Here is a 12,777-nt window from a genome sequence, read left to right on the forward strand (position 1 = left end):
GTTTCCGCTAAACTACATAAATATCCGCTTAAAGGGTCGTAAAAAGCATCACAAAGGGTTTGTAAATTGTCAAACCTTGAATTTTGAGGGAAGTTAAATATAAATACCTGCTTTAAATATTGTCTTTAAGACTATCCAAAAAGGCACTTGGCGTCATTTGATAAAATTTCTTGAATGACGTGCTGAAATATTTTGGATTTGAAAACCCAGAACGATAAGCCACTTCCTTAATGCTGGAGGTCCCTTCGATTAAAAGTTTTTTGGCATGTTTCAATTTGGTGTGAATAATGAAATCTTGGGGGGATAGATCTACCAAATTTTTAAGTTTCATGTAAAGTGAAGTTCTGCTCATGCTAAAACTTCCTGATAGGTTGTGAACCGAAAAGGATTCATTTTCAATATTCTGAATAACTACATCTTCAAGGTTCTTTAAAAATTCCTGATCATTTTTATTTCTAAATAAAGAGGCATTGTCTGCATCGTTATCGTGAATGTATTTTTCGCGAAGTTTTTGTTGCCATTTCAAGGTATTTATCATTTTGGCCAACAAAAATTTAATATCAACAGGTTTCTCTATATACTCAGAAATACCACTTTCAATGCTTTCAAGTTTTTGTGCGGTGTTTTGAAGCACCGTAAGCATGAATACAGGAATGTGGTTCAGGTTGATATCGTCCTTTAATTGTTTAGCCATTTGCATACCATCTATTTCTGGCATAATAAGGTCTGTTATAATAAGGTCTGGAAATATTTGAGATGCCATTTTTAAACCTTCTTCACCATTGTTGGCTTCGAAAATTTGAAAATACACACCTAATGTATTTATCAAAACATCACGCAATTCATCATTGTCTTCAACAATTAATATTTTACTATCGCTAAAAGCATCTATTTCTGCCTGATCTTCGGTCGAGGCGTTTAAATTATTGATGGTGCTTTCTTTAGAAACCAGCTTTTTATCATATTCAAACTTTAGGTTTTTTAACACTACGGTAAATGTTGTGCCTTTGTTTTCTTCACTCAAAAAATCAATGGAGCCACCAGTTTTTTCCAATAGTTTTTTAACCATCATGAGTCCTAATCCAGTTCCGGGACGTTGGCTATTGATAACATTTCTTGCTCTGTAATAGCGTTTAAGTATGAATTTTTGCTGGTCTTTTGGGATGCCTAAACCTTCATCGATAACTTCAATCTTCAATTCACGCAAACGGGTTTTATGAAGATTGATTGTGATTTTTCCGTTTTCAAAAGAATATTTTATGGCATTTGTAATGAGGTTTAAAATAATTTTATCGAAGTTGTCTTTATCAAAATAAAAACCATTTTCATTCCAATGGTTATTTAAAACAATACTAATATTTCTTTCTTTAGTTAATGGTACAAAATTATTGATGCGTTTCTTTAAATGGTGTCCCAAATCGATTTTTGAAATGTCTATTGAAAGCGCATCATCTGAAGTGACTTTTTGAAAATTAAGCATTTGCTCAAATAGTGAATTGATGCGTTGTACGGTTGTTTTTATTCTTTTTTTCGAGTCTTCTCCAGTATCTGCGTTTTCGGTTACATTGTCTAAGGATGAAATCAAAATGGTAAGCGGCGTTTTAATTTCATGGGTAATATTATTGAAAAAATCAATTTGTTCATCGGCATTTTTCTTCTTTATAACAACACTTGTAAAATGAATAACTGCCATTATTAGTGCAATAAGCAGTAATCCATAAAATAAGTATGCCGCAGTTGTTGTCCACCAGGGAGAAGCTACTGCGATATTTAATTGGCGCTCTTTACCGGGATTGGCATATTTGTTATAAGCTTTTACCTTAAAGGTGTAATTGCCAGGGCTCAAATTTGTATAGGAAGCAATTCTTGATCTACTTGGGGCAGACCATGTTTTATCAAAACCTTCGAGTTTATGGGTGTATTTAATTTTTGAAGCAGAACTATGTAAAACGCCAGTAAATCCTATTTCAATAGAGTTTTCGTTGTGTTTTAGAATAATTGATTCTGTTTCGTTGATATGTTTTTGCAATACACCATCACCGGGTTTAACAGGTTTGTTAAAAAGCTTAAAGGCATCAAATGTCACTTCTGGGGTATAACTATCACTTTTTATATGATTTGGGTTAAATAGCGTAACGCCACCAACGCCGCCAAAAGCAAATAGGCTATCACTAAGTTTTCTGTAACTTCCATAATTGAATTCCGTATTTGCTAAACCGTCCCTTCTGTCAAAAACATTTATGGTGGTATCTTTTTCTGTGATAATAATATTTGCTAAGCCTTTAGTGGTACTGGCCCAAATATTAGAGTTTGAGGTTGGGATAATGCCTTGAACAATATCAGAAGGCATACCGGAGTTGACTGTTAGTTTTTTGATACTTTTATTTTTCGAATTGAAAAAAACAAGACCTTCCCCATTTGTTGCCAAAATAAGATTGCCATTATTTGTTTCATAAACACTGTTTATGGTAGAGTAGGCAAGTGCGTTTTTATCTGGTTTTAAAGCTTCAATAAGTTGAAGCTCTTTTGTAATCGGGTTTATTGTATAAACACCATATCTGCCCGTGGTAAGAATATTTCCGGAACGGGTTTCTTTAATGGATCTTAATTGTTGAATAGGGTAGGTTTCTATGTTGTCTTCTGGGGTAATTACGGCTAGACCACCCTCAATTCCTCCGACCCAAATATTATTTTTTGCATCTTTATGTATGGCATAGACCTTTTTTAAAAGTTTGTTGTTTTTGGTGTTATAATGTGTGCTCTTCAACGAATTAATATTCATCTTATAAAGGCCATTGTTGTAGGTTCCAATCCACATAAAATCTTTATCCGGTTCTAAGGCAAGTACAATATTTTGCTTATTATCCTGATTTTTAGATAGGTTGGGAATATGTGTCCATGTTTTGTTTTTGGCGTTCCTGATACTTATTCCTTTTTTTGTGCCAAACCATAAATTGCCATTCTTGTCTTTTGCAATAGACCTTGTGAAATTTGCAGCAATACTATTTTTATCATTAAAGCGATGGCGTATTTTTTTAAAAGGCAAACGGTTGGCATCAAAATAGTTGATACCGCCCCCATAAGTGGCAACCCACAAAATATTTTCTTTTCCCAATAAAATATCATAAACACCATTACTGGATATATCGCTAGCATTATTGGCATCTTCACTAAAATGGCTTATAACAGAAAAGGCATAGTTTACATGGTAAATGCCATCGCCATCGGTAGAAATGTAAATGCTATTGTCGTCATTTTTAACGGCATCGGTTATAGGGTGTATCAGCTTATTTTTTAAATGAATAGTATTTACTTCTAATGTTTTGGGATTTAATTTAAACAGACTACCAGCTTTGCTACCTATAATGGCATAGGCATCAATAATAGTTATTAAACTAATACTGTTTAACTGATTATCTAGCTTTATTTCCTGTAAATCGTCATCCAAAGTGTTGTAAACGAACAAGCCTTTAGGAGTGCCAAAAAGTATTTTGCTGCCGGAAGGTTTTAATGTGAGTATATTATGGTTACTAACAATTCTAATGAGTTCCCCAGCCTCAGATTTTACATCGTATTTCCATAAACCGTTAAAACCACCAACCCAAATATTGCCATGGCTATCCTCATGGATGCTAGTTACTAAAGAAGGGTTAATATCAGTATTGCTTTTTACTTGTTTAAATACATCCAAATTGGCATTGTAAATACAAACCCCCTTTTCGAGTCCAATCCAGATGTCTTGTTTAGAGTCGATAAATATTTCCGTTGTACGGTTACTAAACAATTCTGGCAGACCATCATAGGTGTTGTAGATTTTGTAGAATTTAGAATTGTGCTTTAGTACACCTTCTTCGGAAGCTATCCATAAATTGCCAACACTATCTTGAGCCACAGCATAGGTAATACTTTGTGTAGAAACATTTTCTCCCCTTAATTGCTGAAATTCAATATTGCTTTGGGAAAACGCGAATTGACCACAAAAAAAGATAAGTAATAAGAATATGATTTTTTTTAGCTTCAAAAAAATAAGGTTAAATTTTTGGTAAACTCCAGAAAGATAAATTTAATCAAAATTAAATAACGAAATAGAAAATAGGGTTTAGTTATGGTTTGATTAGGGGCAAAAATTGTCAATATACTGTATATTTAAAAGACGTATGGAAGAAATGTTTCCAATTTTACATTTATTTTAAAACGCCAAATTTAGAATGAAAACATCTGATTTTTATGCACAATAAAAAAACCAGAACAGTAAGCTGCTCTGGTTTGATTCAATGTATTTAATTTGTTTGTCCAATTTTGGACGACTTACTTTAATTTTACTATTGTCCCATCATTTCTTGCAATTTTTCCTGCATCAATTCTTGATCTTGCAATGTTTCCCATCCAAAAGTGGAAACCATTACAACTACAAATAATAAATAGAGTACACTTAATATAATACCGATAATTGCTAAAACCTTACCTGTTTTCACGTTTTGAAAACCTGAATATTGATCGGGGTTTTCAGAATACATCTGTGTCGCTTTTTTGGCAAGCACAATAGCTACTATTCCTAAAATTAATCCTACTATGCCGTAGCAACAGCAGGTGACAATTGATAAAATCCCGAATACGAGAATTAAGGTTGAATTTGGTAGTTTTTGTTGTTCCATTTTGTTTTTTTATTTAATTAAGAAAGTTTTTAAGATAAAGCTTGTGATGATAATTACGGCGTTTAATAATGCTAAAGATAAAATTGTTTTATAACCATATTTTAAAGGTTTAAAAGCGTTAATACCAATAATTAAAAACATTAAAACAAGTGTGTAAATGGCGGGATACATTTTAAAAGCTTCGGCAAACTCGCCGTTAATCAATAACGAAAAACTACGTTGTAAGCCACATCCCATGCAGTCTATACCAAAAAACTTTTTGTTTAAACAGGGGAGCATGTATTGTTCAAGTTCACTCATAATAATTAAGCAAGCGCTAAATTAACAAGTGATAAATATACTAAAAATGAGAAATAACAACACAGGCAATCAAACGAAAATCAATTTTAATTTCCTGAGATCATCACTTTTTTGTTAAGTACTTGCTGGTCTGTTAATTTAATTTCGACAATATAGGTGCCTGTGCTCAATCTTCTTGAATCAATTGTGTGTTTACGTTCGTTTGAAGAAATTATTCGTTTTGTAACTAATTTACCTGAAACATCATATAAAGTAATTGAAGCTATGTCCAATAATTGCGGATTGTGGATTTCAAGTTGGGAAATTCCTGAGTTTTCAAATACTTTAAAATCATCGTTGGAAATTGTTTCTACGTTCAGATTGCTTTGATTGTTGAATGTGATTTCAAAACGGTCATTGTGGATGCCTTTTGGAAGCGAGACTTCAAAAGCACCATTTTTTATATCCGTATAAGTGTTGTTGTCTTTATCAAAAAGATAAACGTTAACATCAGCAGGTACATCATTCAGTTTAAAAACCTTTACACTAAAGCGTGTTGAAATCTCATTTGCCTTAAAGCCAATAGGTAGTCTAGTATTACTATCATACTTAATAGATTTTATAACTAAGTTTTTATCATCAGAAATTAAATAAGCATCGTTAGCTAAATCTTGAGCTGGGCTAAGTGCATCAAAAGAGTTGTTATAAGTTGTGTTATTTGGAGTGCCTTCACGAAAGGCAATAAGGTTTTCTTTGTAGAATGTATTATTGATGTGTGTATGGATTTTTATTTCAGGAATTATTGTAGGATTGTTTAATATACTTTGATAATCAATACCGTTATGAGACATAGCTATCACTTCTTTTTTCTCAGAATCCCCTGTTTTTTTAGCATTACCACCTTTTGCAAAAATAGAGCCATCACCACCAGGAGTAGAATCTTCTGCTAGATATAAGCGCATAGCATTTGTAAAAAAAGCTTCATTTCCAACAGGAGAGGCTTCAGTTCCATCCGGCATTGCTACATTATACGGGTTTAGTTTACTGCTTATAATAAAACCTTGGCCTACTGCTGCAAAACGTCTTTCGTTGTTGGGGCCATAATCTGCACCTGTTCCTACATCGTCACCGTTGCTACCTCCTTGAGCATCATAAGTTGAGAATGTAGCTTCTACATAAGTACCGTTATCCATATCGTCTGTTAAATCTCCAGCTGTATAAGTGCCATAGCCGCCCTGATAATTCGTTATATAATGTGAGCCAGTAGCTTGTTGTTCCCAAAAATAAATTTGAGCATTAATATAGGATATCGTAGGATGTCCAGCTCCACCATCTGCAACACTAACATTTGCCTTTAAAAATTCTTTTAAGTCTAAAGCAGAAGGGTAAGGGTTTCCGGTTAGTGTTTCAACATGATCATCTGCACCTGAATTTGGGTCGGTATCTGTTCCTGTGAACTCACAAGCAACCGAGAAATTACCATTATTTGGTCGTCCTCTAAAATCTAAAACATTATCGGTATTTGGGCTGCCTTTCATAGTAAAGCCATAACCTGTTGCTATACTACCAGTGTCTAATTGTAGTGCCCAGCCATTATAACCACCAGCCGAAATTAAGGTAAATATCCATTGGTTAGAGAGCGTGTTTGCTGTAGCGTTGTAGCTTGATGTATAGGTATAGTCAGTAGAGACAACATTGGTTAAATCTGCGTCATCATCAGGATTATGTATATTAGAACCATTAAAAGCAACATTCGCTTTCGCAGTACCAGCTACACTTACCCCAACTGGCGAACACCAAAAGTTATATTCAGTAGCTCCCACGGTTTGATTTTGATACACAGAAAGTTCCCCTTCATCAGAATTTTTAATATCAGCATCTTGCATCAATTGGGCGTCACCTCTCATGTAGAGCATAGAAGTATCCGTTTCTAGACGGATATCGTTATTTACAAAAAGCACTACATCCCTTGCGTATAAATAGGAGTCATCATCAACATATAAATCTTGCGAAAATGTGTTAAAAGAGTACGTTATTGCTAGAATAAAAGCAAGAGTAAACTTTAAGTTTTTAGAAATACAATTACTTGCTATTCTGAAATTAGGGATTTGGGGAATCATATTTTTCAATAGTTGGATGAGCAAATATAAATAAAAATATCAGTATAACCTGTTTTTGTGTATTTAATCGGTAATTTGTATTGATTTATATTAAAATGGATACTCTATTTCAGTTCGTTTATTTCATGTAAATTTGCCAAATTATACCTCGTTAGTTATGAAATATTTCAATTACGTTTTAATTTTATTAGGTGCTGTTGTTGCAATTTATGCCAAAGCAGAAGAGCATCAAGATCAATACATATTGATAAGTGGCATTGTGATATTAATGATTGGTATCTATAGAGTTTCTAAAACTATACCCAGCAGAAAAGAGCGTGATGACGAAACTGATACCGAGGACTAATGCGTTTTAAAATAGGAAATAGAGTTGCGGTTTTAGATGAAGAATTATCTGGTGTTGTAAAGCAGATAGATGAAACTACTGTTACTTTAGAAACCGAAGATGGATTTCTATTGGATTTTGAAGCGCATGAATTGGTGCTATTAGATACAGATAATGATTTGGACGCTGCTGTTTTTTCAAATTCTAATGTAAATGAAGTGCTTTCAGAAAAGGAAGGCGGCAAACGTAAGTCCCATAAAAGAGTAAAACCAAAAGAGCGCTCGCAACCAGCAATGGAAGTAGATTTACATATCAATCAATTGGTAAGGTCTTCTAGGGGCATGACGAATTTTGATATGTTGAACTTGCAGATGCAAACCGCGAAACGACAATTGGAATTCGCCATTTCAAAACGGATTCAGCGTATTGTTTTTATCCATGGTGTTGGAGAGGGTGTTTTAAAAGCGGAATTGGAATCTTTGTTTGGACGTTATGATAATTTAAAATATTACGACGCCAATTATCAAAAATACGGTCTTGGTGCAACCGAAGTTTATTTTTATCAAAACAAAGCTTAATTAAAAACTGGGGTAACTTTTCTAGTATTTGTGAGCTCACTTAATCCAGTCAAAAAACCAAAATTTAATTCTTCTTGTAATAGGAAATCCAAAGAAATATCCTCAACTACCATGTTTACCGTATAGGTCTGACTAATGGAGTGTTCTTTGTAAGCCGTTGCAGGAGTTTCGGTTTTAACTGCTGGATTCAAATAATCTGCTCCTACATCAGGATTGGTTATATCGTCTAGCGGGTTTTGGTTTTGTGTATTATTTTCCTCATCTCTTGTTAAAGTGCCGTCGCCGTCATCATCACTATCCAAATAATCTGGTGTACCGTCTTTGTCAAAATCTTGAGCATCAGAAGGGCTGCCATCTCCATCCACATCTGGTTTTTCATTTTTAGTAAATACATTATCGCCGTCGTCATCTGCATCTATAAAATTTGCTAAACCATCGCCATCTGTATCGAAACCATCTTCAATTTTTTCATCAACGTCCCCAATGGTTTTATCGTTGGAATTGTCATCCAGATAGTTGTAAACACCATCATTATCATCATCTCCTAGTGGATCAATACCGTTTGGGCCTTCAAATTCAGAAGGAATGCCATCATTATCATCTTCTATAAGAATCCTAATAATTTTTGCCGTACAAGAGCTGCTTTCATCAACCACAATATTTAAATTGGAAGGCGGTATAATGGTGCAAAACAAATCGTTAGGTAAGTCTGTTCTATTGTATGTTCTATAATTAAATGTTGCGGTTTCTTCAAAGGTTAAGGTATCTACTTCGGTTTCAAAAAGTTCTTCGAGAGTTAATGATGTAAAAAGCACAGAAAGCGTTTCGGTAGGTTCTTCCTTTGTCTTGTAGAATAATAAATCGCTTTCTTCACAAGCTTGAAATGTGTCATCAAAATCAAATTCAACAGTAAATACATCGCCATCGCTACACGAAAAAATGAATAGAAAACAAATTGAACTAAGTAGTAAGAATAGATTACGCATTGGGTTTTTAATTTTACACAAAAATAATAGAATTGTATTTATAACGAGACTTATTGATAATAATTTTATTTCAAGTATTTTTGAGCCTTAAAGGCTATTTATTCATTAAATGGTTTTGTTAATAATTATAAACCATAATCTTATGAAATCGGTTTACTTGGATAATGCAGCAACCACCAAAATGCGTGATGAAGTTATTTCTGTAATAACTGAAACGATGAAAAATAATTATGGAAATGCTTCATCTTCATATGGTTTAGGTCGATTATCTAAAACGTTGATTGAAGCGTCCAGAAAAGCAATTGCTAAAATTTTAAATGTTTCTGCAGGCGAAATTGTTTTTACTTCGGGAGGTACTGAGGCTGATAATTTGGTACTGAGAAGTGCGGTAAAAGATTTAGGGGTTGCGCATATTATTACCACAAAAATTGAACATCATGCCGTACTGCACACCGTTGAGCAATTGCAAAAAGAGTATAATATCTCTGTAAGTTTTTTAAAACTGGATGAATTTGGAACGATTGATTTTAATGAACTCGAACAGCTATTAAAAAACAATACAAAAGTTTTGGTAAGTTTAATGCACGTGAATAATGAAATAGGAAATATTTTGGATATAAAACGTGTTGCCCATTTATGTGAAGCATATGACGCCTTGTTTCATTCTGATGCGGTACAATCTATAGGACATTATAATTTAGATTTACAAGAAATTAAAATTGATTTTCTAGCAGCTAGTGCGCATAAATTCCATGGGCCAAAAGGTGTGGGTTTTGCTTTTATTAGAAAAAATAGGGTTTTAAAACCGATGATTTGTGGTGGGGAACAAGAACGCGGATTGCGTGCAGGCACCGAAAGTGTGCATAATATTGCGGGTTTGGAAAAGGCAATGTCTTTAACTTATGGCAACATCGAAAAAGAGACTAGTTATATAAAGGGACTGAAAACCTATTTTATTTCTAAGCTTAAAGCTGAAATACCCGATGTGAAATTCAATGGACTTTCGGAAGATTTGGAAAAAAGTACTTATACACTTTTAAATGTGCAATTGCCTATCGCGGCTAATAAGTCGGCAATGTTTCTCTTTCAATTGGATTTAAAAGGTATTGCATGTTCTAAAGGAAGTGCTTGCCAGAGTGGGAGCAATCAAAAATCGCATGTGCTTACTGAAATTTTGAATAAAGAGGAATTAGAAAAGCCTTCAATTCGGTTTTCCTTGAGTGTTTTTAATACTAAGGATGAAGTGGATTATGTGGTTGGTGTTTTAAAAGAATTAATCTAAATTCTTCTAGATTGTTGGTTGCCTTACTTTCTTATTTTGGAATTTAGTGTTTGTTTTTTTGGAGTTTTTACAGGTAGTTAAAACTTCATTGTCGTCCTAACATTAAACACACGGGGCGTTAAATAATTAGGAATGGCATATTGACGCTTGCTATAAACATCTCTTACCCAGGTGTTGGTAATTGAGTTTTGAACATCAAAAAGATTAAAGATTTCAAACCCGAACGCCAATTCCTTAAACGGTTTTTTCCAGCCGCTTTTAAATTGTTTTTTCTCATCTACGATGACAAACTGAAACCCAACATCGGCACGTTTATAATCTGGCAATCGATTTTGGTATTGATACGGATCTGCATAACTTGGGGAGCCACCTGGCAATCCCGTATTGTAAACCAAGTTTAAATACATTTTCATGCTCGGAATATTTGGTACATAATCCTGAAACAAAGCGGCGAACTTTAAACGTTGATCTGTAGGCCTTGAAATGTAACCTCTGTTCTCAATGTTTTCTTCAGTTTTTAAATACCCGAAACTAAACCAAGATTCTGTTCCGGGGACAAATTCACCATTCAATCTCATATCCAGACCGTAAGCATAAGCTTTTGCATTGTTTTTAGCGCGGTATCGAATTCGAACATTTTCTAGAGTATAGGCGTTTACATCGCTTAAATTTTTATAATAAACTTCAGAAGTCAATTTAAAAGGTCTGTCCCACATTTTAAAACTATAATCATTTCCTAATACCAAGTGAAAGGATTTTTGGGCTTTTACATTCGGTTGAACCGTTCCTGTTGAATCTCTTAACTCACGGTAAAAAGGGGGTTGATAATATAATCCAGTAGCAACTCTAAACAGCATGTCCTTCTCCCAATTAGGTTTTATGGCAAATTGCCCACGCGGACTGAAAACAGTTTGATTTGATGACGCGATACCATCTCCTTTTACACCCCAATTATGCACACGCACACCTGCATTGTACCAAACATCGCTAGACCCTAAAGTAGAACGTTTGCTCCATTGCGCATAAGCCTGCAGTCTATTTATTTGAGTATTGTTTTTGGCCCTTACGTTTGTAAATGGTGTTAAAGGGCCTGTGTAGGGTTCATAAGGTTGCTCGTTATTAGGCAAGGTCTTAGGAGGTCTAATTGAAAAACCTGCGGAATCTATAACTTCCCATTCAACGAGTCTATCTCGAATATCCTCATTTGTAAATTTAACAGACCATTCAATTCTATTGTCCTCTATTTTCAAATCGCCTTTATGTTGAATGGTGGTTATTAAAGCATCCAAATCATTTCTACCATGATTTAATTGACTCCCGATTCCTTCGGTAAATTCAACGTCTCCTAAATCTTCATCCCCAATATTTGTATTTACTTCACCTAAACTGTATTGCGCTAAAATATCAAAGTATTCCTCTTCTGTAGTATGATAAGCGGAAGCTGTAAGGTTTAAGGTTAAATCATCATTTGCAAAGTAAGTCCCTTGAAATGCACCAAAAGCAGTTTTGTATTCGTCCTTTTCCTTGCCTTGATAAAACACCACAAGTGCAATAGGTTCGGCTAAAGTTCCAAAATTAGTCTGACGTGTTAAGGGTTCGTAATCATATTTGTTCAATGAGGCATTCCCCAAAAAACTAAAATGGAATTTATTAGTGAATTTATAGGTGAAAAAACCTTGAACATCGGCAAAAACAGGTTTAAAGTTCGTTTCAGTTTCTTTAGCATTTACCAGTAAATTGTTATTTCTATAACGCGCGCCAATAATGCCCGTGAATTTGGAATCTTTACTCATGTTTTCAACAGAAACCGCTGCTCCCAATAAACTTAAATCGGCGTTGACTTCAAATTGATGAGGTGTTTTATAAGTAATGTCTAAAACAGAAGATAACTTATCGCCATACTTCGCTTGAAAACCACCTGCCGAAAAATCCACATTTTGCACCAAATCCGTATTAACAAAACTCAGGCCTTCCTGCTGACCCGAACGGACTAAAAACGGACGATACACTTCAATACCATTGATATAGACCAAGTTTTCATCATAATTTCCGCCTCTTACCGAATATTGTGTGCTCAATTCGTTGTTGTTGTTAACACCCGGCAACGACATTAATAAATTTTCAACGCCAGGATTTGCGCTAGGAATTTTTCTAATAGTTTCTGGTTCTAATGTAACAATACCTTCAACATCTTTTCTTCGTTTCCCTTTAACTATTACGGTTGCAATTTGTTCTCTTGATTCACTAAAAACAGGATTGAATTCTTTAATCACCCCATTCTTCAGATTAAAAGTAACCACTATTTTTTTATAGGAAAGATGCGTAAATTCAATCGTTACATCTTGATTTGCAGGAATTGATAAGGTGTAAAACCCGTTTTCATTGGTTTCTGTTCCTACCGTTCCTGCTTTAATTGAGACTTTTGGGATGGGTTGATTGTTTTCATTTAAAATGATACCTTTTATAGATGCTTCTTGTGCAAAACCAATTGCGAATGAGAATAATGATAATAAAAGTATGGAGAGTCGGTAAGTTGTTTTCAAAAGTGCTGC

The 12,777-nt window shown here is 34.3% G+C and carries 9 protein-coding genes; 3 read left to right on the forward strand and 6 right to left on the reverse strand.

Going from position 1 to position 12,777, the window contains the following annotated elements:
* Positions 1 to 112 precede the first annotated feature (112 nt).
* The 4 genes from ABXQ82_RS02950 to ABXQ82_RS02965 all read right to left on the reverse strand — a co-directional run bounded on the left by ABXQ82_RS02950 (position 113) and on the right by ABXQ82_RS02965 (position 7,054).
* Positions 113 to 4,021 carry a two-component regulator propeller domain-containing protein gene (locus tag ABXQ82_RS02950; RefSeq protein WP_367054599.1) on the reverse strand — a complete coding sequence of 1,303 codons (3,909 nt, stop codon included), beginning with the start codon at positions 4,019 to 4,021 and terminating at the stop codon, positions 113 to 115.
* 301 nt (positions 4,022 to 4,322) lie between these two features.
* Positions 4,323 to 4,655, reverse strand: a complete 333-nt coding sequence (locus tag ABXQ82_RS02955; protein ID WP_367054602.1) for a CCC motif membrane protein — start codon at positions 4,653 to 4,655, stop codon at positions 4,323 to 4,325.
* Between the two features lie 9 nt (positions 4,656 to 4,664).
* Positions 4,665 to 4,955, reverse strand: coding sequence for a DUF2752 domain-containing protein (locus ABXQ82_RS02960; RefSeq protein WP_367054604.1), 291 nt, complete (start codon positions 4,953 to 4,955; stop codon positions 4,665 to 4,667).
* An 86-nt stretch (positions 4,956 to 5,041) separates the two neighbouring features.
* Positions 5,042 to 7,054 (reverse strand): T9SS type A sorting domain-containing protein, encoded by a 2,013-nt coding sequence (locus ABXQ82_RS02965; RefSeq protein WP_367054607.1) that lies wholly within the window; start codon positions 7,052 to 7,054, stop codon positions 5,042 to 5,044.
* A gap of 157 nt (positions 7,055 to 7,211) precedes the next feature.
* Here ABXQ82_RS02965 and ABXQ82_RS02970 point away from each other — a divergent pair, with 157 nt between their 5' ends.
* The gene (locus ABXQ82_RS02970) at positions 7,212 to 7,400 is read left to right on the forward strand and encodes a hypothetical protein (RefSeq protein WP_367054609.1); all 189 of its coding nucleotides are present in this window, start codon (positions 7,212 to 7,214) and stop codon (positions 7,398 to 7,400) included.
* Entirely contained in the window at positions 7,400 to 7,957 is a 558-nt protein-coding gene (locus ABXQ82_RS02975; protein ID WP_367054612.1) for a Smr/MutS family protein, read from the forward strand. The genes ABXQ82_RS02970 and ABXQ82_RS02975 overlap by 1 nt, the downstream gene beginning before the upstream one ends.
* Here the strand turns inward: ABXQ82_RS02975 and ABXQ82_RS02980 are convergent.
* On the reverse strand, positions 7,954 to 8,943 hold the full coding sequence (locus ABXQ82_RS02980) for a hypothetical protein (RefSeq protein ID WP_367054614.1): 990 nt from the start codon (positions 8,941 to 8,943) through the stop codon (positions 7,954 to 7,956). The two genes, ABXQ82_RS02975 and ABXQ82_RS02980, sit on opposite strands and share 4 nt — an antisense overlap.
* Positions 8,944 to 9,085: 142 nt before the next feature.
* Here ABXQ82_RS02980 and ABXQ82_RS02985 point away from each other — a divergent pair, with 142 nt between their 5' ends.
* Entirely contained in the window at positions 9,086 to 10,225 is a 1,140-nt protein-coding gene (locus ABXQ82_RS02985; protein ID WP_367054617.1) for a cysteine desulfurase family protein, read from the forward strand.
* Positions 10,226 to 10,302: 77 nt separating this feature from the next.
* On the opposite strand, the gene ABXQ82_RS02990 is transcribed toward ABXQ82_RS02985, so the two are convergent.
* Positions 10,303 to 12,768, reverse strand: coding sequence for a carboxypeptidase-like regulatory domain-containing protein (locus ABXQ82_RS02990; protein ID WP_367054619.1), 2,466 nt, complete (start codon positions 12,766 to 12,768; stop codon positions 10,303 to 10,305).
* Between the last annotated feature and the right edge of the window lie 9 nt (positions 12,769 to 12,777).

Origin of the sequence: Algibacter sp. 2305UL17-15 (genome assembly GCF_040720935.1) — a bacterium.
Taxonomy (GTDB): domain Bacteria; phylum Bacteroidota; class Bacteroidia; order Flavobacteriales; family Flavobacteriaceae; genus Jejuia.

Bases quoted from the DNA above. Each gene is read 5' to 3' on its own strand.
- ABXQ82_RS02965 (WP_367054607.1), bottom strand. From the start codon at position 7,054: ATGATTCCCCAAATCCCTAATTTCAGAATAGCAAGTAATTGTATTTCT.
- ABXQ82_RS02975 (WP_367054612.1), top strand. From the start codon at position 7,400: ATGCGTTTTAAAATAGGAAATAGAGTTGCGGTTTTAGATGAAGAATTA.
- ABXQ82_RS02980 (WP_367054614.1), bottom strand. From the start codon at position 8,943: ATGCGTAATCTATTCTTACTACTTAGTTCAATTTGTTTTCTATTCATT.
- ABXQ82_RS02970 (WP_367054609.1), top strand. From the start codon at position 7,212: ATGAAATATTTCAATTACGTTTTAATTTTATTAGGTGCTGTTGTTGCA.
- ABXQ82_RS02985 (WP_367054617.1), top strand. From the start codon at position 9,086: ATGAAATCGGTTTACTTGGATAATGCAGCAACCACCAAAATGCGTGAT.
- ABXQ82_RS02960 (WP_367054604.1), bottom strand. From the start codon at position 4,955: ATGAGTGAACTTGAACAATACATGCTCCCCTGTTTAAACAAAAAGTTT.
- ABXQ82_RS02955 (WP_367054602.1), bottom strand. From the start codon at position 4,655: ATGGAACAACAAAAACTACCAAATTCAACCTTAATTCTCGTATTCGGG.